Source organism: Aeromonas sp. TECH754, from assembly GCF_056279295.1.
In genome coordinates this window covers 2,940,899-2,966,312 of the sequence record NZ_JBWBRA010000001.1, presented here as the reverse complement: position 1 = coordinate 2,966,312, position 25,414 = coordinate 2,940,899, and the positions used below count along the sequence as shown (strand labels likewise).

The 25,414-nt window shown below is 60.5% G+C and carries 21 protein-coding genes; 12 read left to right on the top strand and 9 right to left on the bottom strand.

What is annotated here, in order from left to right; all coding sequences use genetic code 11:
* Positions 1-124 precede the first annotated feature (124 nt).
* The 7 genes from ACZ9IL_RS13310 to ACZ9IL_RS13280 all read right to left on the bottom strand — a co-directional run bounded on the left by ACZ9IL_RS13310 (position 125) and on the right by ACZ9IL_RS13280 (position 7,875).
* Positions 125-1,360 carry a tetratricopeptide repeat protein gene (locus ACZ9IL_RS13310; protein WP_476003943.1) on the bottom strand — a complete coding sequence of 412 codons (1,236 nt, stop codon included), beginning with the start codon at positions 1,358-1,360 and terminating at the stop codon, positions 125-127.
* A gap of 11 nt (positions 1,361-1,371) precedes the next feature.
* Positions 1,372-2,007, bottom strand: a complete 636-nt coding sequence (locus ACZ9IL_RS13305; protein ID WP_476003942.1) for an energy transducer TonB — start codon at positions 2,005-2,007, stop codon at positions 1,372-1,374.
* Positions 2,008-2,023: 16 nt separating this feature from the next.
* Entirely contained in the window at positions 2,024-2,431 is a 408-nt protein-coding gene (locus ACZ9IL_RS13300) for an ExbD/TolR family protein (protein WP_476003941.1), read from the bottom strand.
* A gap of 61 nt (positions 2,432-2,492) precedes the next feature.
* Positions 2,493-3,020 carry a MotA/TolQ/ExbB proton channel family protein gene (locus ACZ9IL_RS13295; RefSeq protein WP_476003940.1) on the bottom strand — a complete coding sequence of 176 codons (528 nt, stop codon included), beginning with the start codon at positions 3,018-3,020 and terminating at the stop codon, positions 2,493-2,495.
* Positions 3,021-3,030: 10 nt separating this feature from the next.
* On the bottom strand, positions 3,031-4,404 hold the full coding sequence (locus tag ACZ9IL_RS13290) for a MotA/TolQ/ExbB proton channel family protein (protein WP_476003939.1): 1,374 nt from the start codon (positions 4,402-4,404) through the stop codon (positions 3,031-3,033).
* A complete protein-coding gene (locus ACZ9IL_RS13285) occupies positions 4,401-5,165 on the bottom strand; it encodes a DUF3450 domain-containing protein (protein WP_476003938.1) in 765 nt (254 codons plus the stop codon). Before ACZ9IL_RS13285 ends, ACZ9IL_RS13290 begins: the two co-directional genes overlap by 4 nt.
* Before the next feature lie 103 nt (positions 5,166-5,268).
* The gene (locus ACZ9IL_RS13280; protein ID WP_476003937.1) at positions 5,269-7,875 is read right to left on the bottom strand and encodes a TonB-dependent receptor plug domain-containing protein; all 2,607 of its coding nucleotides are present in this window, start codon (positions 7,873-7,875) and stop codon (positions 5,269-5,271) included.
* 734 nt (positions 7,876-8,609) lie between these two features.
* On the opposite strand from ACZ9IL_RS13280, the gene ACZ9IL_RS13275 reads away from it, so the two are divergent.
* From ACZ9IL_RS13275 to ACZ9IL_RS13255, 5 genes are all read left to right on the top strand, one after another.
* On the top strand, positions 8,610-9,635 hold the full coding sequence (locus ACZ9IL_RS13275; RefSeq protein WP_476003936.1) for an ABC transporter permease subunit: 1,026 nt from the start codon (positions 8,610-8,612) through the stop codon (positions 9,633-9,635).
* Positions 9,636-9,744: 109 nt separating this feature from the next.
* Positions 9,745-10,788, top strand: coding sequence for an ABC transporter permease (locus ACZ9IL_RS13270; protein WP_476005352.1), 1,044 nt, complete (start codon positions 9,745-9,747; stop codon positions 10,786-10,788).
* A 96-nt stretch (positions 10,789-10,884) separates the two neighbouring features.
* Entirely contained in the window at positions 10,885-12,702 is a 1,818-nt protein-coding gene (locus ACZ9IL_RS13265; protein WP_476003935.1) for an extracellular solute-binding protein, read from the top strand.
* A 25-nt stretch (positions 12,703-12,727) separates the two neighbouring features.
* A complete protein-coding gene (locus tag ACZ9IL_RS13260; RefSeq protein WP_476003934.1) occupies positions 12,728-13,723 on the top strand; it encodes an ABC transporter ATP-binding protein in 996 nt (331 codons plus the stop codon).
* Positions 13,720-14,709, top strand: coding sequence for an ABC transporter ATP-binding protein (locus ACZ9IL_RS13255; RefSeq protein WP_476003933.1), 990 nt, complete (start codon positions 13,720-13,722; stop codon positions 14,707-14,709). The genes ACZ9IL_RS13260 and ACZ9IL_RS13255 overlap by 4 nt, the downstream gene beginning before the upstream one ends.
* 662 nt (positions 14,710-15,371) lie before the next feature.
* Here the strand turns inward: ACZ9IL_RS13255 and ACZ9IL_RS13250 are convergent.
* Positions 15,372-16,823 carry an aminoacyl-histidine dipeptidase gene (locus ACZ9IL_RS13250; protein ID WP_476003932.1) on the bottom strand — a complete coding sequence of 484 codons (1,452 nt, stop codon included), beginning with the start codon at positions 16,821-16,823 and terminating at the stop codon, positions 15,372-15,374.
* A 923-nt stretch (positions 16,824-17,746) separates the two neighbouring features.
* Between ACZ9IL_RS13250 and gpt the strand changes: the two genes are divergently transcribed.
* From gpt to ACZ9IL_RS13220, 6 genes are all read left to right on the top strand, one after another.
* Entirely contained in the window at positions 17,747-18,214 is a 468-nt protein-coding gene (gene gpt, locus ACZ9IL_RS13245) for a xanthine phosphoribosyltransferase (RefSeq protein WP_042644409.1), read from the top strand.
* Between the two features lie 181 nt (positions 18,215-18,395).
* On the top strand, positions 18,396-19,664 hold the full coding sequence (frsA, locus tag ACZ9IL_RS13240; RefSeq protein ID WP_476003931.1) for an esterase FrsA: 1,269 nt from the start codon (positions 18,396-18,398) through the stop codon (positions 19,662-19,664).
* A 62-nt stretch (positions 19,665-19,726) separates the two neighbouring features.
* Positions 19,727-20,119: a sigma factor-binding protein Crl gene (gene crl, locus ACZ9IL_RS13235; protein WP_476003930.1), complete on the top strand. Its 393-nt coding sequence runs from the start codon at positions 19,727-19,729 to the stop codon at positions 20,117-20,119.
* A gap of 179 nt (positions 20,120-20,298) precedes the next feature.
* Positions 20,299-21,402 carry a glutamate 5-kinase gene (proB, locus tag ACZ9IL_RS13230; protein ID WP_476003929.1) on the top strand — a complete coding sequence of 368 codons (1,104 nt, stop codon included), beginning with the start codon at positions 20,299-20,301 and terminating at the stop codon, positions 21,400-21,402.
* 371 nt (positions 21,403-21,773) lie between these two features.
* Complete coding sequence (locus tag ACZ9IL_RS13225) at positions 21,774-23,027, top strand: glutamate-5-semialdehyde dehydrogenase (protein WP_476003928.1); 1,254 nt, start codon at positions 21,774-21,776, stop codon at positions 23,025-23,027.
* 156 nt (positions 23,028-23,183) lie between these two features.
* Positions 23,184-23,819, top strand: a complete 636-nt coding sequence (locus ACZ9IL_RS13220) for a murein L,D-transpeptidase catalytic domain family protein (RefSeq protein WP_476003927.1) — start codon at positions 23,184-23,186, stop codon at positions 23,817-23,819.
* 203 nt (positions 23,820-24,022) lie between these two features.
* Here ACZ9IL_RS13220 and ACZ9IL_RS13215 read toward each other — a convergent pair whose 3' ends face one another.
* On the bottom strand, positions 24,023-24,454 hold the full coding sequence (locus ACZ9IL_RS13215; protein ID WP_476003926.1) for a universal stress protein: 432 nt from the start codon (positions 24,452-24,454) through the stop codon (positions 24,023-24,025).
* Between the two features lie 202 nt (positions 24,455-24,656).
* Between ACZ9IL_RS13215 and ACZ9IL_RS13210 the strand changes: the two genes are divergently transcribed.
* Positions 24,657-25,394: a hypothetical protein gene (locus ACZ9IL_RS13210; RefSeq protein ID WP_476003925.1), complete on the top strand. Its 738-nt coding sequence runs from the start codon at positions 24,657-24,659 to the stop codon at positions 25,392-25,394.
* Positions 25,395-25,414 lie beyond the last annotated feature (20 nt).

Genomic DNA, 25,414 nt, shown 5'->3' with positions numbered 1-25,414 from the left:
ATAGCGTGATAAACGGCCATAAAAAAGACCGCTCCGGAGAGCGGCCAATGTGCCACCAAGGCAACTGGTGGGGCAAGGCCCCTTGTGTCGTGGAGGCAGGGCAGGGGCTCTCCCTGCTGGGCCGTCACTGGGTGATGGCGCCACCTTGTTGTTCCTTCAAGAAGTTGATCCAGGGGGAGGCGCGGCCACTGACGTTGTCGTTTTGAGCCGCCTGACTGAAGGCGGAGAGGGCCTCCTTCGGTTTTTGCTGCTCGAAATAGGCCACCCCGGTCAGGAACTTCAGATCGGCGCGCTGTTCACCGTTGGCATTGGCTGCGGGTTTGGCGGCCAGCGCCACCAGATCCTGATAGCGTTTGCTCTGGATCATCATGCGCGCCATCTTCAGCTGCAGCTCGGCATCCGGGGCCAGCTTGTAGGACTTGGCCAGGGTATCGATGGCCGGATCCAGCTCCTTGGCCTGATGCCAGTAGTTGGCCAGCGTCTTGTAGTTGGCCGCGTTGCTCGCTATGGTCCCCTCCTTCATGGACTTCTCCATCACCCGGGCGGCGCGATGGGGAATACCGGCGAAGGCCAGGTAGTTGGCCAGTCGCTGCAGCTCGTTGGCCTCGGTCAGCATGCCGAGGTTATAAGCTCCCTCCAGCGCCGCCAGCGCCTTGGCGTCGTTGCCCGCCTGCATGTGCATGGCGGAGAGCTGGGTCCAGTACTTCTTCTTCTCCGGATACCTGTCGATGAGGGCGGTCAGCACCTCGGTCGCTGGCTTGTACTGTTTCAACTCGTAGTGCGCCGCCATCTTGAGCAGGTACCAGGATTCGGGCGCCTTGCCCCCTGACAGCTTGATGGCCTGATCCACCGCCGGTATGGCTTCCCGGTACTGCTTGAGCTGTACATGGGCGTTGGCCAACGTGATGTAGGCGTGGGGGGTGGGTTTCTCATCCTTGCCAAGGCTCGCGAACCACTGGTTCATGGTGCTGATGGAGGCCTTGAAGTTGCCCTCCGCCATGTAGAGCTGGGCCAGGTTGTAGCGCACCTGCTGGGCCACCGGTTGCGGCAGGCCGCCGGTGGCGATGGCATCAGCGAAGTACTTGGTCGCCTGGCTGTATTTCTCCTGCTGGGCGGCCGCGAAGCCCAGGGTCTGCAGTATCACCCCCTTGTCATAGACTCGCTCGCCTGCGCCAGACAGCGCCTCTTGCAGCTTGGCATTGGCCTCGCCGTATTTCTTCTCTGTGATCAACGCCTGGGCCTTGTTGACCGCGCGGTAGGCGCGATCGGACAGGGCGGGTTGCTCGGCGGCCCAACTGGCGGTGCTAAGCAGCACCGCCATGGCGACCGGGGCGAGGATCAGGCTACGTAACTTTTTCATCGCCACCTTCCTTAGTTGACCGCAAACTCGATCTCTTGCTGCATGCGGGATGCCTGCGGCCTGCCATCGACCATGGCCGGTTTGAACGTCCATTTGGCGATGGTCTTGCGCGCTTCCTTGCCGAGGTCATAGCTGCGCGGATCCTCTTTCACGATCCGCACGTCGCTGACGGTGCCGCGCTCGGTGACGGTGAACTCCACCACCACCTTGCCGCTCGCCAGCCCCGCCAGGGCCGCCTTGCGGGGCATCATGGGCTCGAAGGTCGCCATGGGAATGGCACCGTTGTTGCCCCCCATGCCACCACCACCGCCACCCGTGCTGTAGGCACCGAGGGCGTTGCCACCGCCGATGTTGACCGGGATGTCGAGTTTGGGCATGTCCATGGACGAGCTCTCCATCTGCGGCCTGTCCGTGCTGGCCACTTCCATCTCCGGAGGGGGAGGCGGCCGGTTCGGGGGCGGCGGCTTGGGCAGTTCCCGTTGTTTCTCTTGCAGGGTCTCCTGGGGTTTGAGGCGAATGAAGTCCGTCATGGTGACGTCTTCTCTCTCCGTCAACTCCCGGTGATCCGGCGTGATGAGTTTGTTCATTCCCAGAAACAGGAAGAACACCACCACACAGGAGACCGTTATCGCTATCAGGTATCTCATGGTGCTCGCTCCGGCATCAGCTGCTCTTGCTCGCCGCGATGGAGATGTTCTGGACACCGGCCATGCGGATCTGATCCATGACCTGGACCACCAGACCCGAGCGGGATTCGGTATCGGCCTGGATCACCACGGCACTCTCCGGGTTCTCCGCCCGCAGCCGCTCGATGTTGGCACGCACGGCGCCCACTTCGACGGATCGCTTGTCGACCCAGACCTGGCCGTTCTCGCGGACCGCAACCATGATGTTCCCCTTCTTCACCGTCTCCGCCGTGCTGGCGCTCGGGCGGTTGATCTCTACCCCGGACTCCTTGACGAACGAGGTGGTGACGATGAAGAAGATCAGCATGATGAACACTATGTCCAGCATGGGGGTCAAATCGATGGCCGCCTCATCAGCACCGCTATCGCTGTGACGTTTTCTCATGGCAAAAACTCCTTGTTTAACTGTGGCCAGACGGTGTGCCGTCTGGCGCATGCATCCTGCATCAGCCGTGTTTCAGGTTATCTTCCAGCCTCTCGACCGCCAGCTTGGCTTTGTGGTCGAGCTGGTTGACAAAAAACAGGCCGGAAAGGGCGGCAATCATGCCCGCCATGGTCGGTACCGTCGCCTTGGAGATGCCCGAAGCCATCGCTCTGGGGGAGCCGGTGCCGGTGATGGCAAGGGTGTCGAACACCTGCACCATGCCCACCACGGTACCGAGCAGACCCATCAGCGGACAGAGGGCGATCAGCACCTTGATGACCGGCATCCCCTTGTCCACGGCCATGGCAACCCTTGAGACCAGCTCGCGCCGGATCTGCTTGGCCGACCAGGAGAGGTGGTCGCTGCGGGCCAGCCAGGTCGCCTTGGTCTGCTTCACCTGTTTGGGATAGACGGTCATGAAGTAGAACCAGCGCTCCAGCAACAGGGCCCACATCATCAGGGTCAGGAAGAACAGGGCGACCAGTACATCGCCCCCCAATCCCAGAAACCGGCGGACCGACTCGACTTCTTCAATCAACCAGAACCACATGGATGACTCCTTAGGCTGCGGCCTTGGCGGCGTGCAGATTTTCCTGATAGCGGGCGACGAAACCGGCGCTCTGCTCTTCCAGGATCTGGATGAGACGGCGGCTCTGGGTCTGCACTATGGTGTAGAGGAACAGCATGGGCACGGCGACCACCAGACCTTGCATGGTGGTGACCAGGGCCTCGGAGATGCCGCCCGCCATCAGCTTGGGATCCCCGGTGCCGAACAGGGTGATGGCCTGGAAGGTGGCTATCATCCCCACCACGGTACCCAGCAGACCCAGCAGCGGCGCGACCGAGGCGATCAGCTTGATGAGGCTGATGCCCTTCTCGAACTTGGGCACGTTGCGCAGGATGATCTCGTCGAGCTTGGATTCCAGATCCTCTATGTTGTCACCGCGGTGGGACTGATAGGCCCCCAGCATCTCGCCGATGGGGTTGCCCTTGACGATTTGCTCGGATTTCAGCTGCTTGCGCATGGAGCTGCCGATCATCGACAGACGCAGGCCGCAGAAGATGGCCAGCAGGGTACCCAGTACACCGAGCACCATGATGACGTAGCCCACTTCCCCCCCCTGATCGATACGCTCCTTCAGGGTCGGGGACTGGACCAGCAGGGAGAGGATCACGCCACGGGACGGGTCGATGAAGATGGGCTCGACGGTGCCATTGCCCTGCTCAAACTTGGCCACTGGCTCCAGCACGCTGTTGTCGGGCTGGCGTGGCAGCTGTTCGAACTTGCCGGTCTCCGGTACGAAGGTGAGGTACTTGCCCTCGGAGACGGTGTTGAACTCGCCTATCTGGGTCACCGTCTTCTCGGCCTGGTTGCCCTCGCCGTAGACCACGGTGGCCGGGATCTGGCTCACCTTGCCACCGTCCACCATGCGGCCGAGGGTGGTGGTCCAGAAGGCGGTCAGGTCGTCGCTGGAGGGGAGCTCCTTGCTCTCCGCCAGGCGGGTCAGCAGTGTCGTCTGCTCAGGGTGTTCGACCCGGCGGGCGGAGGCGTTGAAGATCCCCTTGAACTCGCCGGCGAACTGGCGCAGCACGCCGAACATCTCGCCCATGTTGCCGGAGCGCTGACGCAGGGTCTCGGTCAGCTCGGTGAGCTGCTTGTCGTTGGCATCGAAGGTGGCCTTGAGCTGTTCGCCCTTGGCGGTCTCGGCGGCCAGCTCCGCCTTGGCCTTGGCCAGCAGGGCCCCTTGCTCGTTCTTGTCAGCCAGGAAGCGGGCCTCCCGCTCCTTGTTGAGCTGGGATTCGCTCAGGTTGGACGCCTTGACCTGGCTCAGCAGGGCATTGAGGTCCACCGGTTTCTCGGTGGCGGTCACCGGCAGGATGATCAGGGTGGTTCCCGCGATCAGGGAGGCAATGGCGAGTTTGATTCCTTTCATGATGCTTTCTCCGCAGTTTGAACCGGCAGCTTGATGAGCGCGGGTGGCGCCTGCTTCTTGGCGATACGCAAGCCCTGTTCTACTGCACTGCGATACTTCTGGGGCAGTTCTTCCCATTGACGGGTCTGCTTGTTCCACATGCCGGTCTCGTTGCCATCCGGGGATTGATAGAGCAGGGCGATGCGGCCGACCCGCAGGAACTCATAGGTCTTCTCGGTGCCATCCTTGTCCAGGCTGGCCTTGTAAGACTCTATGGTGCGGCTGAAGCCCTCCTCGATCTGATAGGCTTCGAGGATCTTGCGGTACTTCTCGGAGATGGTGACGTCGGCCCGGTTCATCAGGTCGGTCAGGGCCGCCACGCGGTCCTCCCGCTCGACCTTCTGGAACGGCAGGTCCAGGGAGACGAACTGATCGAGGGAGTCGATCATCTTGAGCATCAGGGGCACCACTTCGGTGCTGGTCTGATCGATCTGGGCTATCTGGCGCTGCATGGAGGCCAGCTCGGCACTCTGGGAGTCGACCATCTTGCCCACCTGCTCGTTGTAGGTGCGCAGGCTGTCGACCTGGCGCAGGGCGGCCTTGTACTGGGCCAGGGCAGACTCGGCAGACTCGGCGTAGCTGTCGATCTTCTGCTGGGATACTTTGGAGGCATTGTCGGTGGCGGCTTGAGCGTCCACTGCCTGACCGGCAGAGGCGGCACTCAGATTGAAGCTGGTCAGCAGGGCAGCCGAAACCAGGCTGCCGAGGAGCGCTTTCTTCATTGTAATAGTCCTTGTTTTCATAGGATTACCCTATCTCCGTGACTTCCTTGGAACCTTGGGCAGAGCCGGCCCGAGGGGGCCGGCTCGTCACTTTCCTGGTGGATCAGAACTTCTGGGCGTAGTCGAGGTAGTAGATGCGACCGTCGATGCTGTAGAGCTCCTCGTCATAGGTGAAGCCATCGCTCTCGAGGGACGGGCCCGCGTTGAACATGTTCTTCACCCCGACCTGGATCTTGCCGTTCCACGGCGCTTCCACGCCGACGTTCAGGTTCCAGGTGGTCTGGGACGCGATGTGGCCCACTTCCTGACCGGTGTCGGCGATGTAGTCCTGGCTCTGGGAGTCGATGTAGTTCGCGCTCAGGTAGGTATCCATGTTCCACCACTGGGACACGTTGACTCCCACGCCGGAGCTGAAGCGCATCTGCGGCTTGCCGTTCTGGCCGATCTTGTCGATGACGGGGCCACCGGCGTACAGGCCTTCCTTGTACTCCAGGATGTAGGTGCCGCCGAGGTCATAGCGGATGGTGGCGGAGGTCAGGTCGTAGCGATAATCCAGTTTGAGATCCAGGCCGCTGGTGTTCAGTGTCCCCCGGTTGACCATGGGGGAGATGGCACCGCTGATCTTGCCCTGGCTGTTGCGGGTGATGTTGCTGGAGCCCCCGTTATTCAGCTCGTCATAGATGACGGACTGCAGGGTGTTCAGCTGGATCACGTCGTCGATGCTGATGGTGTAGTAGTCCAGGGAGAGGTTCAGGTCATCCAGCGGACTGTAGGCCACCCCGAAGTTCCAGGTGTCCGCCGTCTCTTCCTTGAGCTGCTCGTTGGCAGTGCGGGTGGTGTCGTACTGGCGGTTCGGGCAGTCCGCCGCCGAGATGCCGTTCGCCTCGCAGTAGACATAGTCCTTGGCCCAGTCGGCCGAGAAGGAGTCAGCCGCGTAGAGGTCGCTCAGGCTGGGGGCGCGGAACGAGCGTGACCAGGAGGTGCGCAGCATCAGGTTGTCCAGCGGCTGGTAGCGCAGGCTCGCCTTGGGGGAGAAGGCGCTGCCAAAGTCGCTGTAGTCATCGAAGCGACCGGCCAGGTTCAGCTCGATCTGCTCTGTGATGGGCACCAGGGATTCAATGTAGGCGGCGGTGACATCGCGCACCCCGCCGGAGGAGTTGCCGGCGGAGCCTATGATGTTACCCGCTTCGGACTGGGCATCGTACTTGTCGCTGTAGACCCAGTCGTTGTACTCGGCGCCGGCGTACCAGCTGACTGGGCCGGCGGGCAGTTCACCCATGTCCCACTGCACTCCGGCGTACCACTGGTAGAAGTCCATGGTGGAGCGGCGGCTGGTGTCGGCGGTCATGGCGGCAGTGCTCTTGGGATCGAACTCCCCGCCGACGAATTTGCCGTCGGCTACTGCCTGCTGGGCGGCGGATTTGAGCACGTAACCGGTGCCGTTCTCCTTGTTGTCGGTCTTGGAATACATGTAACCGGCGTTCCACTGCATGTCGCCCACGGATTCTGTGGCGATGGTGCCCTCGAAGCCGAGGTTGAGGCTGCCGGTCATGTCGGTGACCAGGTTGTCACGAGGGCCGACGTTGCTGAAGCGGTAGTAGGCGTAGGCGGCCTCGCCCAGACCCTGGGTAGCGGCGGCATCCAGGCCGTTGTCGGTGAAGAACTGGGCGTTGTTCGGGTTGGACGGGTCTATGGCGAAGGCGCCGGCGGCGGGGGCGAAGCGACCGAAACTCTCGACCCGGGAGCCGATGATCTGCGGCACGAAGTCGACGGTGTCGTTGATGTGGTAGCGGCCGTTCACGTACAGGGTGTCACGGCTGCGGGAGGCCGTGGTGGCGGCTATCTGGCCGTAGTTGTAGTTACAACCGTCTTCAAAGTCGATGAAGGGGGATTTGCAACTGCCGTCGGCATTGGTGGCGCCGGCCAGGGGGCCGTATTTCCAGACAGGATCGCCGTTGGCATCCAGGCCTGTGATCCCTTCTACGTTGCGGCCGTAGGGGCTGGGGGACTCGTTGCCCTGCTTGGCGAGATAATCCCGATCGCGGGCGTAGATGACGTCTTTCTTGTCATGCTCGTAGACCGCCATCAGCGAGCCTTTCTCGCCGTTGATGCCGGCGACGACGGAGCCACTCGCCTCGTCACCGCCGTCTTCGGTCGGTGAGCCGAGGCGACCCTGGAAGGTCAAGCCCTCATAGCCCTCTTTGAGCACCACGTTGATGACACCACCGATGGCGTCGGAGCCGTAGATGGCCGAGCCGCCATCCAGGTTGACTTCAACCCGTTCGACGGCAGCCATGGGGATGGTGTTGAGGTTGATGGAGGTGCCGCCCATGGTGGGGGAACCCGCGACCCGCTTGCCGTTCAGCAACACCAGGGTGCGCTCTGACCCCAGGCCGCGCAGGCCGACGGTAGATTGGGACTGGAAGGAACTGCCTGAGGCGGGGGAGACGCCGCCGAAGGAGTTGTAAGAGGCCTGTTTGAGGTAATCGGCGACGGTCTGTTGACCGGATTGCTCGATTTTTGCCTTGGTCACTGAGACGACAGGGGTGGAACCTTCCACGTCGACTCGGGAGATCCGCGAGCCGGTGACTTTTATTTTTTGCAGTTTTTCGACGTTCTGGCCCTCTTCGGCCAGGGCAGGGGTGACCACAACTGCCGCGCTCGCCAAGGCAAACGCTATGGCAGCAGAGAGTCTGCTTTTCCTAAGCATCGCTAGTATCCTTCCTGATTGTTTTTTTGTTTGCTTCCTGTACCGCCCTCGTTGGAGCGGTGCGTAAGGCTTATCAAGGTTTAATAAGTGACGTCAAATGAGGCTTGAAGGATGGGGGAGGGGGTGTCAATAAGATGACTATTTTATATTGGTGGGATTTTTTGGAGTATTATTCCGGTTAATTAACAAATCACCATGTAAGAATGATGTTAAATCCAATTGTGTCAATTTTATTGATTATTTTTTAATTTATCAATAAAGGGCCTATTACCCCGATCCGTATATCGTGATTCGATATTTATACAGTATTTAAATCTGCCGTTAGCCAGGGGCGCGGTTTGGTGACGTATCGGTGTTATGGAAATTTCCTTCTTCATTTGTGGGTAAAATTACAGAGAGCGAGAACCATTGTATTTGATTGTTTTATAAGTATATTTTTCTTTGTTGTTCGAGTTTATAATTTGTTTTTAATAATTGAAATTTATTTCAACATGAGTGCGTAGCAGTTTTTTATCTTGAAGTTGAATTTTTAAGAAAAAATCTCAGTTATTTCTGCTGCAGATGGCGATGGCTATCCATCAGGCGCGTGCTACTTGATTTTTGTTGCAGAGCTTTTACAGTGACCGAGCGGATTGTCTGCCAATAGCAGTCAATTCAGTGAGTAATGCCAGGAAGGACAGGCTGTTCATTGGAATGAAGCGGCCATACAAGAACAACAAGGACGAGGTTTCCCCATGCTGTCGTATTTCTTACGTCGGATGCTTTTGATCATCCCGACGTTTCTCGGTATCACCTTGCTCGTCTTCACCATCACCCGTTTCGTGCCGGGCGGCCCGGTCGAGCGCATGCTGATGCAGGCGCAGGTATCACAAAATGAGACCGGGCGCTCCAGCGGCAGCAAGGGGGCGCAGGCCCTCTCCGACGAGCAGATCGAGGAGCTCAAGGCCTTCTACGGTCTGGACAAGCCCATGCTGGTCGCCTACTGGGAGTGGCTGCAAAAACTCGCGGTGCTGGATCTGGGGGAGTCGACCCGTTACTACGAGCCGGTGTGGGGGCTCATCAAGGATAGGCTGCCGGTCACGGCCTTCTTCGGGCTGGCGACCTTCCTGCTGAGCTACGCCGTCTCCATCCCCCTCGGGGTGGCCAAAGCGCTCAGGCACAACAGCCGCTTCGACTCCTTGAGCTCCATGCTCATCTACATGGCCTATGCGCTGCCCGCCTACGTGGTGGGGATCTTCCTCATTACCGTCTTCGCCTTCCACCTGGAGTGGTTGCCCATGGGGGGCTTCCCGGGGGACGATTTTGATACCATGCAGAGCAGCTGGGATCAGATCCGTACCGTCTTCGCCCACGCCCTCTTGCCCCTCATCGCTTACGCCATCGGGGATTTTGCCATCCTCACCATGACCATGAAGAACAGCCTGATGGAGAACCTGTCGGCGGACTATGTGCGCACCGCCGTGGCCAAGGGGCTGCCGTTTCGCAAGGCGGTCACCGATCACGCCATGCGCAACAGCCTGATCCCCATCGCGAGCCACCTGGGGTCCGTGCTCACCGTCTTCTTCGGTGGATCCTTTCTCATCGAGACCATCTTCAACATCGACGGCATCGGCCTGCTCGGCTACGAGGCCATCGTCGAGCGGGATTACCCCACTGTCATGGGGATCCTGGCCATCACCTCCATGCTGATGCTGGTGGGGAACATCGTCTCCGACATCTGCGTGGCGCTGGTCGATCCGCGCGTCAGGTTTGGGGAGTGAGCATGAAGCCAATCTCGCTTGTTATAACGATGTCACGCGATCTTGTCTCCGATATTTGCGTGCCGATGTCGGTCGATCCCCGTGTACGGTTTGGAGACTGACCATGAACCTGAATCTCAACCCGGTCACCCTGAAAAAACTCAAGCGCTTCAAATCCATCAAGCGCGGTTACTACTCCTTCGTCATCTTCTCGGCCTTGGTGATCATCTCCCTGCTGGCGGAGCTGCTGGTCAACAGCCGTGCCCTGGTGGTGAGTTATCAGGGCGAGCTTCACTTCCCGACCTACGGCGACGTGATCCCGGGCCAGCACTTCGGGCTGGACTACGAATACGAGGCCAACTACCGCCAGTTGCAAGCCAAGTTCGAGAAGGAAGGGAAGGGGGACTGGGTGCTGTTGCCCCTGGTGCCCTGGAACCCCTATGAGCAGGACTTCAAGCAGGATGCCTACCCGCCCTATGCCCCGAGCCTGGCTGAGCGCCACTTTCTCGGCACCGACACCAGCGGCCGCGACGTGCTGGCGCGGCTGGTGTACGGCTTTCGCATCGCCATCGGTTTTGCCTTCATTACCCTGGTGGCGAGTTACGTCATCGGGGTCAGTCTCGGCTGCATGATGGGCTTTCTCGGCGGGCGCTTCGACCTCATCTTGCAGCGCTTTATCGAGATCTGGTCCCAGGTGCCCTTCCTCTACGTCATCATGATCCTGGTGTCGCTGGCCAAGCCGAATTTCGGCCTGTTTGTCGGCATCAACGTGCTGTTCGGCTGGATGGGGATCACCTGGTACATGCGCACCCTCACCTACAAGGAGCGGGCGCGGGACTATGTGATGGCGGCGCGGGCCCAGGGGGCGACCACGGGGCGCATCATCTTCCACCACATCTTGCCGAACACCCTGATGATGATCGTGACCCTGGCGCCCTTCGCCGTGGTGGGCAACATCTCCACCCTGACGGCGCTGGATTACCTGGGTTTCGGCCTGGCGCCGCCGACCCCGAGCTGGGGGGAGCTGCTCTCCCAGGGCATCAACAATCTGGATGCCATCTGGATAGTGAGCTCGGTAGTGGCGGCGGTGAGCCTGGTGCTGATCATGGTCTCCTTCATCGGCGAGGCCATTCGGGAGGCGTTCGATCCGCGCAAGTTCACTCGTTACCAATGATGGTGTGGTGTGAGATGCCGGTAGTGCATTCAATGATGTGATTTAACCCTTAATCAAGAAGCCCCCGTAGCAGGGGTCATGACCAGGAAGTCAAATATGAAGAATAAAATAAAATGGATAGGTGCACTTTTCCTGCTGGTGAACGGCGCCTGGGTCTGGGCCGCCAGCCTGCCCGCGGATCTCAAGTGGGAGACCAATGACGCAGACCCGGTATTTGCCTCTCCCAAGGCGCTGCGAGGCGGCTCCCTTACCATGTTCATCGACAGCTTCCCGCTGACGTTTCGCACCGTGGGGCCCGACTCCAACGGCTCGTTTCGCTCCTTCATCCAGGACAACCAGCTGCGTCTCATCAGCTTTCATCCCAACACCGGCAATCCGATTCCGTCTCTCGCGACCCACTGGGCCATAGCGCCGGACAGCCAGACCGTCTACTTCAAGCTGGATCCCCGCGCCAAGTGGTCAGATGGCAAGCCAGTCACCGCCGACGACTACACCTTCGGCTACGAGATGATGCGCTCCAAAGAGATCCGGGCTCCCTGGTACAACAACTACTACACCACGGAAATCGTGGCGGTGGAGAAGGTCGACGATCACACCATCGAGGTCAAGTCGGGCAACCGCAAGGCCAGGCTGGACTTGCTCAACACCACGGAACTCTGGCCCCAGCCCAAGCACTACTACAAGCTGACCCCGAACTGGGTGAAGCAGTACAACTGGTCCCTGGTGCCCACCACGGGTCCCTACGTCATAACGGAGGTGAAGAAGGGCAAGTCCATCACCTTCAGCAAGCAGCCGGACTGGTGGGCCCAGAACGATCGCTACAACCAGCACAGATTCAATATCGATACCATCAAGGTGCAGGTCATCCGGGATCACAACATCGCCTTTCGCCACTTCCTGAAGGGGGAGGTCGATACCTTCGAGATGATCCTGCCGAACTGGTGGCATGAAAAAGCGGTCACCCCGGAGTACAAGCAGGGTTATGTGCAAAAGGTGATGGCCATGACCGACACCAAGCAGGGGGCGCAGGGGCTGCACCTCAACGTGACCAATCCCAAGCTGGCGGACATCAATGTGCGCCTCGGCATCCAGCACGCCATGAACCTCGACAAGATGATCGCCACCGTACTGCGCGGTGACTATGACAGGGCCACCACCTTCGGCTCGGGCTTTGGCGAGTTCACCGACATGAAGCTGGCGGAGCGGGCCTATGACGTGGCCAAGGCGCGGGACTACTTCGCCAAGGGGGGCTATGGCAAGCCGGGGCCGGATGGCATTCTGCAAAACGACAAGGGGGAGCGGCTCACCCTGGCCATCACCTACACCACTCAGGAGCACTCCAAGCGGCTGACCGTACTCAAGGAAGAGGCCAAGAAGGCGGGCCTGGATCTGGAGCTGAACCTGGTGGATGGCGCCACCGGCTTCAAGGTGATGCTGGAGAAGAAGCATGAGGCGGCCTGGCTCGGCTGGGGCGGCGGTGGTCTCTATCCCCAATACTGGGAGTCGTTCCACTCGGACAACGCCAACAAACCCCAGACCAACAACCTGTTCAACGTGGCGGACAAGGAGCTCGACCGCCTGATCGACGCCTATGACGTGGAATTCGACACCGCCAAGCGGGCCGCGCTCTCCCGCCAGATCCAGCAGCGCATCTATGACTTGGCCATCTTCGTGCCCGGCGTTCAGCTCAACTATGTGCGGGCCAGCAGCTGGCGTTATGTGATGCTGCCGGAGGTGCCAGCCACCAGGAACACCCCGGATCAGCTCTACTGGCCCATGGATGGTTACCCCCACAGCAGCGGCGGCCTGCTCTGGCTAGATCCCAAGGTGAAGGAAGAGACCCTGAAGGCCAAGGAGGCAGGGGAGGCGCTGACGCCCATCAACCTGCTCGACAAGACCTATGCACACCATTGAGGCCAGCGATAAAGGAGGGGCGGCCATGACCAAGCGTGAGGCCCCCATCCTCGAGGTACGCGACCTCGAGGTGGAGTTCGCCGTCGATGACGGCAAGATCAAGGTGCTGGACGGGGTGAGTTTCTCCGTGGCGCCGGGGCAGACCCTCGGCATCGTCGGTGAGTCCGGCTGCGGCAAGAGCGTCACATCCCTGGCCATCATGGGGCTCCTGCCAAAGCCTCACGGCCAGGTGGTGGCGGGCTCCATCCGCTTTCAGGGGGAGGAGCTATTGTCCCTGCCGCCGGATCAGATGTATCGGGTGCGGGGCAACCGCATCTCCATGATCTTCCAGGAGCCGATGACGGCCCTGAACCCGGTGCAGACGGTCGGGGCTCAGCTGATGGAGGTGTTCAGCCTGCACCGGCCAGATTACAGCAAGAAGCAGCGCCAGGCCGCCGCCATCGCCATGCTGCACAAGGTAGGGATACCCGAACCGGAGCGCCGCTTCGGCGTCTATCCCCACAACCTTTCCGGCGGCATGCGCCAGCGGGTGATGATCGCCATGGCGCTCGCCTGTGAGCCGTCCTTGCTCATCTGCGACGAGCCGACCACGGCGCTGGACGTGACCATTCAGGCCCAGATCCTGGATCTGATGAAGGCGCTGCAAGCCCAGACCGGCATGGCCATCATCTTCATCACCCACGATCTCGGGGTAGTGGCCGAGCTGTGCGACGAGGTGGTGGTGATGTACGCGGGCCGGGCGGTGGAGCGGGCCGACATCTATGAGCTGTTTGACCATCCGCGCCATCCTTATACTCATGGTCTGATGGCCTCGATCCCGCGCCTCGAAGACGTGCCCAAGAGCCTGCTCAAGACCATCAAGGGCCAGGTGCCCGCCCTCAGCGAGATGCCGGCGGGCTGCCGTTTCTCCAACCGCTGCCCCCATGCCACCGAGATCTGCGTGGGGACCAACCCGGTGACCGAGCAGCTGACCGATCGCCATGGGGTGGCCTGCCACCACTGGAAGGAGTTGAGCATATGAGCGTCTTGTTGTCGGTGCGGGTGCTGAAGCAGCACTTCAAGATGGGTGGTGGCTTCTTGCGCAAGCACTACACCGTCTATGCGGTGGACGGTATCAGCTTCGATCTGAAGCAGGGGGAGACGCTGGGGCTGGTGGGGGAGTCCGGTTGCGGCAAATCCACCCTCGGCCGCTCCCTGCTCAAGCTGTTCGAGCCGACGGCGGGGCAGATAAGCTTCGAGGGGCGCGACATCACCCATCTCTCCCCCCGCGAGATGCGCGTCCTGCGCCAGGAGATGCAGATAGTGTTTCAGGATCCCGCGGAGTCGCTCAACAGCCGTCATACCGTGGGTCAGATCCTGGAGGAGCCTTTCATCATCCACGGCAAGGGCACGGCCGCCCAGCGACGGGAGTGGGTCAGCGAGCTGCTGGACAAGGTAGGCTTGCCCCGCAGCGCGGCGGATCGCTACCCCCATGAGTTCTCCGGCGGCCAGCGCCAGCGTATCGGCATCGCCCGGGCCATCGCCCTCAAACCCAAGCTGCTGGTGTGCGACGAGGCAGTCTCGGCGCTCGATGTCTCGGTACAGTCCCAGATAGTCAACCTGCTGCTCAGTCTGCAACGGGAGATGAACCTCGCCATCATCTTCATCGCCCACGACTTGTCGGTGGTGAAGCACATCTCGGACCGGATCGCCGTCATGTACCTGGGACGGATCGTCGAGCTGGCGGATGCCCAGCAACTTTACTTGAGCCCACGCCACCCCTATACCCAGGCGCTGATCTCGGCCATTCCTGTGCCGGATCCACGCAAGCGCCGCCAGCGCATCCCGCTCGGCGGGGATGTGCCATCTCCCATCTCGCCCCCCAGTGGCTGCCATTTTCACCTGCGTTGCCCCTATGCCAAGGATCTGTGCCACAGCCAGTCACCTGACCTGGAGAGCCGCGGGGCCGACCATCAGGTGGCCTGCCATTTCCCCTTGCCGGTGGAGGCGAAAGACGAGATGAGATAAGGCGGTTGCAGGCAGGCTCGCCGCGACCATAGGGTCATGCAAGGGTCAGGAACGAGCAATAAAAAATGGGGCCTGTGGGCCCCATCTTCATGGTTGGAGTTCAGGTTTGGCCGTGGAGCATCTGGCCTTGGCAGGACAGCACCCCTCTGCGGGGATGACTGCTGTGTGGATCGTGATTTGTGTAATTTTACTACGTTCTACTTTCAACCGACGATGCTCAGGCACCATAGCGGAAGTAGTAGTGACGGGTTGCAGGCGCATAAGTGTCTTTCTCTACCACGCCTTTCTTGCTGGTTGCACCCTTAAGGTGGAACAGTACTGCCAGGTTCTCAAACATATAATCACCTCATCGCTCTGTTACTGATGGTTATCCGTGACCTGGGTCACGGTTTTATCCTATGGATTTTTGTGAGCTGGATCAACTTTTTGTGTTGTAAATTTACATAAATCATGGAAAGGGTTTTCAAAAATAGGGTTGCTGATGGATACGCTTTCAGGGGGCGCATACCCGGACGTCATCGTGTAACCGCCCGGTTCATGGCGGGATCGATAGCGGTAAGGGGGAAGGAGATAAGCGGAGGGCTGCCAAGGGGTATCGAAGGTTCGAGGGGACTAAAATGCCCCGCACCGGGCGGGACATCAAGAGTTGCGATGAGGCGCGCTTACTTGGCGGGGATCTGTTCCAGCACATGGACCAGCAACTGCCAGAAGCGCTCGACCGCCGGGATATGCACCTTCTCGCCCGGCGCGTGGGCGCCACGGATGGTCGGGCCGAAGGAGACCATGTCCCAGTCCGGGTAGGCGTTCTTGAACAGACCGCACTCGAGACCGGCGTGGATCACCATGACGTTAGGCATCTCGCCAAACAGGGTCTGGTAGCTGTTGCGTACCAGCGCCATCACCGGCGAGTCGACGTTCGGGGCCCAGCCCGGGTAGGCGCCGGTGAATTCACAGCTGGCACCCGCCAGGTTGAACAGGGAGCGGGTCATCTGCTCGACGCTCTCGCGACCCGAGTCGATCAGGGAGCGGATCAGGCACTGCACGTAGACTTCACCGTCGAGGGTCTTGATGACGCCGAGGTTGGTGGAGGTCTCGGTCACGCCGGGGATGGCGTCGCTCATGCGGATGACGCCGTTCGGGCAGGCCATCAGGGAGTCCAGCAGACGCGCCTGCAGCGCTTCGCTCATCAGCTTGGCCGGTTTGTCCTGGCTGGTGAGCAGCACGGTCAGGTTCGCTTCGGTGGCGGCCAGCTCGCTCTGGTAGATGCCGGCGTAGCGGTCGACCAGGGCCTTGAACTCGCTCACGCTGGCGGCGGGCACCAGCAGCTTGGCGCGCGCCTCGCGGGGGATGGCGTTGCGCAGGGTGCCACCGTGGATCTCTGCCAGTCGCACGCCCAGCGGCTCGGCGGCCTTGAGCAGACGCACCAGCAGCTTGTTGGCGTTGCCACGACCGCGGTGGATGTCGACCCCGGAGTGACCGCCACGCAGCCCCTTCACCTGCAGCTCGAAGCCTTCACCCTCGGTGGTGGCAACCAGTTCCAGCGGGAAGCGAATATTGGCATCCACCCCGCCGGCGCAGCCCATGTAGACCTCGCCATCCTCTTCGGAGTCGGTGTTGAGCAGGATCTCGCCCTCCAGCCAGCCCGCCTCCAGCCCGAAGGCGCCGGTCATGCCGGTCTCTTCGTCGGTGGTCAGCAGCACTTCCAGCGGACCGTGCTTGATGCTCTTGTCGGCCAGCACGGCCAGACAGCCGGCCATGCCCATGCCGTTGTCGGCGCCGAGGGTGGTACCGCGGGCGGTGACCCAGTCGCCATCGATGTAAGCATCGATGGGATCCTTGGTGAAGTCATGCTGGGTGTCGGCATTGGCCTGGGGCACCATGTCGATGTGAGCCTGCAGCACCACGGCCTTGCGATTTTCCATCCCCGGCGTGGCCGGCTTCTTGATGATGATGTTGCCCACGGCGTCCTGCTTGACCGCCAGGCCTTCCCTCTGGGCCCACTGCACTATCCAGGCGCTTAAGCGGGCTTCGTGCTTGGACGGGTGGGGAATGGAGCAGATCTGTTCGAAGAATTGCCAAATCAATTGGGGGGAGAGAGAGCTAAGCTGTGCCACGTTGGAACTCCTTACCAGCACGGGAATGGACCGGGCCCAGGGGGCCGAGGAAGAGGATAACGATAATACAGCCAAAAACACAAAAATGTGAGCGAGCAGTGCAAATTGCGGTCTGCTTGTGCTGATAAAGAGAGCAAAAATGGTACAGATGGCTACCGTATAGACTCGGACCAGCACAAAGATAATGTGTGATGCGCATCACAAAAATATTGTCTTTTTGGCGCCGGATGGTAAATTAGCCGCCGTGGGTCAACCACTTGTCAGGATGACAATGAATGCCTCCAGGGAACCGAAGCAAAGCAAGTGCGCCTCCACGGAACCGAGTGTTTGTTCAAGGATCTGAGCCCGCATAAAGGTACGTAACTTGTTAAGCAATGAGGAGTTTTATTATGTCAGGCAGCAATTCAACCTATTGGTTTGCCCAGTCTCTCTATACCCAGGGCTTCAGCTACCCTAACCCCTACGCCGGCCGTCGCTAAGACGGTCAGTCAGCTAGGCTGACAGGCAAACGAAAAAAGCAGGTGCGTGAGGTCTTTATCCTCCCCCTGCTATTTTTTTACCCGGAATCCGGGATCCGGCGCCCGAGTGGGAAAGAAGGTGTGCCAGATGGCTCAATCTTTGTGGATGAAACCGATTTTTCCTGCTTTCGCATACGTTTGTCAGGCATTTTCTGTACAAACGATGCTAATATGCGGCCCCAACAGCCGGTCTGCGTTCTTGCTTCCGATCGACATGACCGCCGGCGATGCCCATCCTGCTTCATCATTGCACCAGCGTTTGCTGCCGAGGGTCTCCTCCCGAGGCGGCCGAAGTGCAAGCCAAATTCGGCGTGCAGGGGGCCAGAATTGACAGCTGCCGATGTTTTTCATGCTCGGCGTTTGTTTTCAAGTGCTTGTTTGTACAACTTTTTCGAGAACGATAATATGCCAAAAAAATTCTACGTGTCGTGGGACAACCTGCAACGTGAAGCGCGCCGTCTGGCCCGTCGTCAGCTGCCGGTCAGCCAGTGGAAAGGGATCATCGCGGTCAGCCGTGGCGGTCTGGTACCTGCCGCGCTGATGGCTCGTGAACTTGGCATTCGCAATGTCGAAACCCTCTGCATCTCCAGCTATGACCACAACAGCCAACGCGAGCTGGTGGTTGTCAAAGCCGCCACCACCGCCGGCGACGGCGAAGGCTGGCTGGTCGTGGAAGATCTGGTGGATACAGGTACTACCGCCAAGGCGATCCGCGAGCTCTACCCCAAGGCCAAGTTCATCGCCATCTTCGCCAAGCCCATGGGCCAGGAGCTGCTGGATGACTTCGAAGTGGCCATTCCGCAGGACACCTGGATTGAACAGCCCTGGGATATGGCGCTAGAGTTTACCACCCCGATCTGCGACGAAGAGTAATAGCGCAGCAGGGGCCTGGTGCCGGCATCCCAAGCCGGACCTGGGTCATATTCCGCCGTCGTCATGATGAAAATGTTTTCAAGGGGCCCCTGTTTTGGGGCCCTTTCTTTTTTCTCATGTGGCTGCCCGGCGTGAAAAATGGTTAAGATGGGCCATCGCTTGAGACAGAAGAGCCACCATTTTGGACCCAAACAACGATACCAACCTGACGGAAAAGCTGTTTACCCGGATCAAAAAGGTATTGGAGACCTCCGAAATATCCAACTCCAGTCCGGTAGACGAGCAGGACAGCAGTCTGGCCGAGAGCTTTATCGACGGCGCCCTGTCCCCCCACTGGTACCGGTTGCTGCGCAGGCCGACCTGGGCCTGGCAGGGCGCCGATCCGGTCGAGGTAGAGCAGATCCTGGCCCGCATCGCCATGGGGCAGGGGGAACGCACCCACGAGCGCTACCTGGATACCATCAAGGGCTATGTACCCGGCAACTGGGTCTATGAATGGAGCCAGCTGGGTGGTCGCTACTTCAATCAGGGCCGTGAGCAGGTCGCGCAAGGCGACTCGGCTGGCGCGCTGAAAAACCTGCTCAAGTCGGTCCGCTATTACTCCATCGCGAGCTATCCCCACCTGAAGCACGACGAGCTGGCGGATCAGGCACAGTTGCTCGGCAACATGGCGTACCGCGAGGCGGGACGGCTGTTCAAGGTGCCGCTCAAGGAGCTGCAGGTGCCGTTTCGGGGCAAGACCATCCAGGGATATCTGCATCTGCCCACCACCGACAAGCCGGTCCCTCTGGTCATCGTCAGCGGCGGCATCGATTCGCTGCAGGTCGATTTTCTCAACTTCTATTTCAAGTGTCTCGAACCTCACGGCATCGGTATGTTGTCGCTGGACATGCCGGGCATCGGCTATGCCGAGCATTGGCCGCTGGTGCAGGACACCAGCCGGCTGCATCAGGCGGTCTTGCACTATCTCTCCGAGGTGGCCTGGGTCGATCATCAGCGCATCGCCATGGTGGGATTCCGCCTGGCCGGCAACGTGGCGGCGCGGCTCGCCTTCATCGAGCCGTTCAAGCTGCGGACCGTGGTCTGTATCGGTGCCGGCGTCAATCAGGTATTTACCAACCAGGAGATGTTCGCCCGTTGCCCGCGCATGATGCGCGACGGCTTGGCGAACCGGCTGGGGGCCGATGCGGCCCAGTGGGATCTGATGCGTGCCAAGTGCCAGGTCTTCTCCCTCAAGACGCAAGGCTTGCTGGGGAGCCGCACCTCGGTGCCGATATTGAGCATCGGGCACAAGCGAGACTTTATTTGCCCCGAGCAGGATGTCCGGGCCCTGGCCTCCGCCAGCCGCAATGGCAAGGCGGTGGTGTTTGACAAACAGCCTCTGCTGGAGGTGTACGACGAGGCACTGAAAGAGACGGTAGATTGGCTCAAGAAGCATTTATGCACTTGATATAACGCTAAAAATGTAACATCACCTTGTGATGCTATGGCTTGTTCAACAGGGAGGTTAGCATGTCAGAGAGAGTGACCTACAAGCGACTGCTACGGCAATTCGCGGCAATTGGCCCCTATTTGCGCGAAGACTTGTGCGAGGAGGGGCGCTACCGTTTCGACTGCCTCTCCGTGTGCATCAGCGCCAAACCGGCGCCGGACAAACGGGAGTTCTGGGGCTGGTGGCTGGTGCTGGAGCAGCAGGATCACGCCTTCAGTTACCACTATCAGATGGGCTTCTACAACGCCGAGGGGGAGTGGATCAACAAGCCGCTGCCCAAGAAGCACCAGGTGGAGGTCGAGCGAACCCTCAACCACTTCTACAAACTCATCAGCACCAAACTCACTGCACTGGAGTGCCAGCTCACGCCCGCCGAGCAGGTGACCGCCGAGCTGAGCGTGACCGCCGCCTGATCCACTTCGGCCCCGCGATGGCGGGGCCTTTCTCCCTTCTCTGCTACATCTGTGTGAAGCCGGCTTAACGTGCCGTCCCCTCTATTCTCATCTAGGACCGCTGCAGGGATTAATTGCCTTGCAGGGCAAGGGGGCCGTGGGTATAAAGGGATTCCTTACTTTTTAACCTCCTCGTTCCCATGGAAAACAGAACCATAGTCGTCAAACTGGGCACCAGCGTGCTCACCGGGGGCTCTGCCCGGCTCAACCGTGCCCACATGGTGGAGCTGGTCAGGCAATGCGCCGCCTTGCACCGGCACGGACACCGTGTCGTCATGGTCACCTCGGGGGCCATTGCCGCCGGGCGTGAACATCTGGGCCATCCCTCGCTGGCGCCGACCCTGCCGAACAAGCAGATGCTGGCAGCGGTCGGCCAGACCCAGCTCATCCGGGTGTGGCAGGATCTGTTCAACCTCTACGGGCTGCACATCGGCCAGATGCTGCTGACCCGCGCCGATCTGGAAGACCGGGAGCGTTACCTCAACGCCCGCGACACCCTGCGTACCCTGCTCGATCATCGCATCATCCCGGTCATCAACGAGAACGATGCGGTGGCCACCGCCGAGATCAAGGTCGGTGACAACGACAACCTCTCCGCCCGCGTCGCCATCCTGGCCGATGCCGACTTGCTGATCCTGCTCACCGATCAGAAAGGGCTGTTCACCGCCGATCCCCGCAGCAACCCGGATGCCCAGCTGATCGAAGAGGTGCAGACCATCGACGACAGCCTGCGCTCCCTGGCCGGCGACAGCGTCAGCGGGCTCGGTACCGGCGGCATGGCGACCAAGCTGCAGGCGGCCGATGTGGCGCGCCGGGCCGGGGTCAACGTGGTGATTGCCACCGGCCAGATCCCCGAGGTGATCGGCCGCCTCGCAGCAGGAGAGCGGGTCGGAACCCTGTTCCCGGCGCTGGCCTCGCCGCTGGAAGGGCGCAAGAGCTGGATCCTGGCAGGCCCGCCCCCCCATGGCGAGGTCCAGGTGGATCAGGGTGCCGTTGCGGCCATGCAGGAGAAGGGTTCCAGCCTGCTGCCCAAGGGCATAGTCGCGGTGAAGGGCGACTTCGTGCGCGGTGACGTGGTGCGGATCCTGGATCCCAAAGGCAGCGAGCTGGCGCGCGGCATCTGCCGTTACGATCACATCGAACTGGACAAGTTGCGCGGCGTGCATTCGGATCAGATCGAACAGGTATTGGGCTACGGCTATGGTGCCGTGGCCATCCACCGGGATGACATGGTGCTGCTGTAAAGCAGTTGGCTCCGATGGTTCCTGCGGCTACGGGATCATGGACCATCCACCGGGATGGCATGGTGCTGCTGTAATGCTGTAATGCTGTAATGCTGTAATGCTGTAATGCTGTAAAGCAGTTGGCTCCGGTGGTCCCTGCGGCTACGGGATCATGGGCCATCCACCGGGATGGCATGGTGCTGCTGTAAAGCAGTTGGCTCCGATGGTCCCTGCGGCTACGGGATCATGGGCCATTCAACGGGATGAGATGGTGCTGCTGTAAAGCAGTTGGCTCCGATGGTCCCTGCGGCTTCGGGATCATGGGCCATTCACAGAGATGAATATGGTGCTGCTGTCAGCAGTCCCAATGAAAGAGAAAAAGGGATAAGGCTATGAGTCTGGAGAAAATGGGGCAGGCGGCCCGAGAAGCCGCCTATCAGCTGGCCACCCTCAGCACGGCGCAGAAGAACCGGGCGCTGGCCGCCATCGCCGACGAGCTGGAGGCGCGCAGTGGTCAGATCCTGGCCGCCAACGAGAAAGACATTGCCGCAGGCCGTGAGGCTGGGCTCTCCGAGGCCATGCTGGATCGCCTGTTGCTCAACCCGGCACGGCTCGCCGGCATAGTGGCGGACGTGCGCAAGGTGATAGTGCTCGACGACCCGGTCGGCGCCGAGATCGACTGCCGGGTGTTGGAGAACGGCCTGCGACTGTCGCGGCGCCGGGTACCCATCGGCGTCATCGGCGTCATCTACGAGGCGCGCCCCAACGTCACCATCGACATCGCCAGCCTCTGTCTCAAGACCGGCAACGCCAGCATCTTGCGCGGTGGCCGCGAGACCTTCCACTCCAATCTGGAGCTGGTACGGGTGATCCAGAGCGCACTGGCCGCCTCCGGCCTGCCTGCCGAGGCAGTGCAGTACATCGATAACCCGGACCGGGCGCTGGTGGGCGAGCTGCTGCGTCTCGATCGTTACGTGGACATGATCATCCCCCGCGGTGGTGCCGGGCTGCACAAGATGTGCAAGGAGAACAGCTCCATCCCCGTCATCATCGGTGGCTTCGGTATCAGCCACATCTTTGTGGACGAGAGTGCCGATCTGTTGCGCTCCCTGGCCCTCATTGACAACGCCAAGGTGCAGCGTCCCTCCGCCTGCAACGCACTCGATACCCTGCTGGTGCACGAGAAGATAGCCGCTGCATTCCTGCCGCAGCTGGTCAGTCTGATGAACGAGCGCAAGGTGACCCTGGTTGCCAGCGCCGACGCTCTGCCGCTGCTGACGGGGACCGAGAGCCTGCGCGCCGCCGGCCCCGAGGATTTCGACACCGAATGGCTGGGGCTGATCCTGGGGATCAAGCTGGTGGCGGACGTGAACGCGGCGCTGGCCCACATGCGCGAGCATAACGCCGGTCACTCGGACGCCATCCTGACTAACGATCTCGCCAACGCGGAGCGCTTTGTCAATGGCGCAGGTTCGGCGGCGGTCTATGTCAATGCCTCCACCCGCTTCACCGACGGTGGCCAGTTTGGGCTCGGTGCCGAGGTGGCGGTGTCGACCCAGATGCTGCATGCCCGCGGCCCCATGGGGTTGACCGAACTCACTAGCTACAAATGGGTGGGTCTGGCGGACTATCTGAGCCGTGCTTGAGTCAGGCCCTGCGCTCGTCACCGAGAATGCCGACTCCAGTCGGCATTTTTATGGTTTTTTATGGCGACTCATCAGGGGCTTGCATATAACTATTCAGCAAGCAGTGGCGAGATATCGCGTGCTCGGCTACCAGCAAAAACGGGAGCGACTTCAAGGATGAAGCACACAAACTGGAGAGTGCGGCTGAAAAGGCTCTGGCTGAGCCTGCCGTTGCTGCTGGGGGCGCTCTGGTTCAGCGGCGCCAGCCACGCAAGCTGGGATCAGGATCTCTACCGTCAGCTCGGGCTGGCGGGCAAGCTCGACAAGCAAGTATTTCGCAAGGCCCTGCAGGGCTACCAAAGCGTGCATCACAAACGCAAACCCATTCTGACCATCATCGACTACAGCAAGCCCTCGACCCAGCGTCGGTTGTTCGTGATCGACGTGAAGCGTCACAAAGTGCTCTATCACACCTGGGTCAGCCACGGCCGCAATTCGGGAGAGCTGGCCGCCCGTCAGTTCTCCAATCAACTCAATTCCAGGCAGAGCTCGCTCGGGGTCTATCGCACCGCCGAGACCTATCAGGGCAAGCACGGTTATTCCCTGCGCCTCGATGGTCTGAGCCCGGGCCAGAACAGCAATGCCCGCAAGCGTGCCATCGTCGTGCATGGGGCGGACTACGCCAGCCCGAGGCATCTGCAAAAATATGACAAGCTGGGCCGCAGCTGGGGTTGCCCCGCGCTGCCGAGGGAGCAGTCGAGAGCCATCATCGACCTTATCAAGGGGGGCAGCGTCATCTACGCCCACGGCTGAGAACCTGTCCACGATCTTCAAGGCTCATGCGCTGATCGGAAACCTCATGTATTCACATACACTCCGGTTCCTGCGCTGCGTTTTACTGAGTTTCCGACCTTTCGTCACCGCTCGTGAACCGGTTATGAGGCGAGCGTCCCATGGCCATCAGCAACAAGAAGGCCAGCAATCGCTGGCCTTCTTGTTTCGGTTGGTTGTGGCTGTTACTTGCGGACCACCAGTACCGGGCAGGGGGCGTGGCGCACCACTGACTCCGCGACGCTGCCGACCAGCAGGTGGCTGATGCCGGAGCGGCCATGGCTGCCCATGACGACCAGATCCACCTTGTCTTCCTTCGCCTGAATGACGATTTCGTCGGCGGCGCGGCCGAAGCGTACCTCGAAGGTGGCGGGGATGGGCAGCATGGCGACCAGCTCCTTGAGCTGGGTCTTGGCCTGACGCTCCATCTCGTGGGTGATCTCGATGGCGGTCATGTGGAGGATCTTGTAGCTGTCGAAACCGTGCAGCTGATCCACCACGTGGACCAGCTTGAGCTCGGCCTGATGACTCTTGGCCATGAAGACGGCATAGTCGAGTACGGCCTTGGACATCTCGGAGAAATCGACGGGGCAGAGTAGTGACTTGATGGTTGGCATGATGAGACTCCTCGCTGATTGGGTCACTAATGAATCTTATTGCCCATAGTATCGTTCGGGGTGACAAATACCCTCGACCCGCTCGCAAAACGGGGAAAAGATGTGAGCCACCGCGAGAACTTCCTATGATGTGTTAAGGCGTTAACCTGCTGGCCCCCAGAGACGCCTTACAGAGGGCGCCGCCACCGAGGAATACCGATACATGGTTCGACCGCTTCTCCTGCTGTGCTGTCTGCTGCTCGCCGGGCCCCTTCGGGCCAACCTGATACATGTCTATTGCGGTGATTGGCCCGGCTTCTGTCAGGCCGATGGTCACGGTGTCTATCTGGACATTGTACGCGCCATCTATGAGCCGCAAGGCTATGCCATCCACCCTCATCTGGTGCCCTACAAGCGGGCGCTGGCGGTGGTGGCCCAGCCGGGGGGGGACATGGCGATGGGGGTTTATCAGGGGGAGGTGCCGGGGGTACATCAGCCGGATTACCCAGACTCTGCCGACTACGTGAGCGTGGTGATGCAGAATCGCTGGTTGCCGCACTGGGCTGGCGAGCACAGCCTGAAAGAGCAGGATGTGCTCTGGCTGCGGGGCTGGGCCTTCGACAAGTTCATTCCGGTGCCGATGCGCTGGTATGAGATAGATAGCCATGAGATGGCACTGCAATTGCTGGTCAAGGGGCGATACCGTTACTACCTGACCGACGGCGCCCTCCATCCCAAGGACTCCCTCCCACCCGAGTTGGCACAGGTGTTCCTGCGCTGGATCCCGACCTATCCCATCTTCGCCGATACGCAGCAGGGTCGGCATCTGAAAAAACTCTGGGATCCCGGCATGATCACGTTGCTGCGGCGTGGCACCTTGGCCGAGATATACAGGCGCAACGAGCTGTACGACTACTACCGCGATTTCATCAAGAAGCAGGAGAAACGGGCGGGTAAATAGTGCCGCCGCTATCCGTTTTG

Bases quoted from the DNA above. Each gene is read 5' to 3' on its own strand.
- ACZ9IL_RS13310 (WP_476003943.1), bottom strand. From the start codon at position 1,360: ATGAAAAAGTTACGTAGCCTGATCCTCGCCCCGGTCGCCATGGCGGTG.
- ACZ9IL_RS13305 (WP_476003942.1), bottom strand. From the start codon at position 2,007: ATGAGATACCTGATAGCGATAACGGTCTCCTGTGTGGTGGTGTTCTTC.
- ACZ9IL_RS13300 (WP_476003941.1), bottom strand. From the start codon at position 2,431: ATGAGAAAACGTCACAGCGATAGCGGTGCTGATGAGGCGGCCATCGAT.
- ACZ9IL_RS13295 (WP_476003940.1), bottom strand. From the start codon at position 3,020: ATGTGGTTCTGGTTGATTGAAGAAGTCGAGTCGGTCCGCCGGTTTCTG.
- ACZ9IL_RS13290 (WP_476003939.1), bottom strand. From the start codon at position 4,404: ATGAAAGGAATCAAACTCGCCATTGCCTCCCTGATCGCGGGAACCACC.
- ACZ9IL_RS13285 (WP_476003938.1), bottom strand. From the start codon at position 5,165: ATGAAGAAAGCGCTCCTCGGCAGCCTGGTTTCGGCTGCCCTGCTGACC.
- ACZ9IL_RS13280 (WP_476003937.1), bottom strand. From the start codon at position 7,875: ATGCTTAGGAAAAGCAGACTCTCTGCTGCCATAGCGTTTGCCTTGGCG.
- ACZ9IL_RS13275 (WP_476003936.1), top strand. From the start codon at position 8,610: ATGCTGTCGTATTTCTTACGTCGGATGCTTTTGATCATCCCGACGTTT.
- ACZ9IL_RS13265 (WP_476003935.1), top strand. From the start codon at position 10,885: ATGAAGAATAAAATAAAATGGATAGGTGCACTTTTCCTGCTGGTGAAC.
- ACZ9IL_RS13260 (WP_476003934.1), top strand. From the start codon at position 12,728: ATGACCAAGCGTGAGGCCCCCATCCTCGAGGTACGCGACCTCGAGGTG.
- ACZ9IL_RS13255 (WP_476003933.1), top strand. From the start codon at position 13,720: ATGAGCGTCTTGTTGTCGGTGCGGGTGCTGAAGCAGCACTTCAAGATG.
- gpt (WP_042644409.1), top strand. From the start codon at position 17,747: ATGCCAAAAAAATTCTACGTGTCGTGGGACAACCTGCAACGTGAAGCG.
- crl (WP_476003930.1), top strand. From the start codon at position 19,727: ATGTCAGAGAGAGTGACCTACAAGCGACTGCTACGGCAATTCGCGGCA.
- proB (WP_476003929.1), top strand. From the start codon at position 20,299: ATGGAAAACAGAACCATAGTCGTCAAACTGGGCACCAGCGTGCTCACC.
- ACZ9IL_RS13225 (WP_476003928.1), top strand. From the start codon at position 21,774: ATGAGTCTGGAGAAAATGGGGCAGGCGGCCCGAGAAGCCGCCTATCAG.
- ACZ9IL_RS13220 (WP_476003927.1), top strand. From the start codon at position 23,184: ATGAAGCACACAAACTGGAGAGTGCGGCTGAAAAGGCTCTGGCTGAGC.
- ACZ9IL_RS13215 (WP_476003926.1), bottom strand. From the start codon at position 24,454: ATGCCAACCATCAAGTCACTACTCTGCCCCGTCGATTTCTCCGAGATG.
- ACZ9IL_RS13210 (WP_476003925.1), top strand. From the start codon at position 24,657: ATGGTTCGACCGCTTCTCCTGCTGTGCTGTCTGCTGCTCGCCGGGCCC.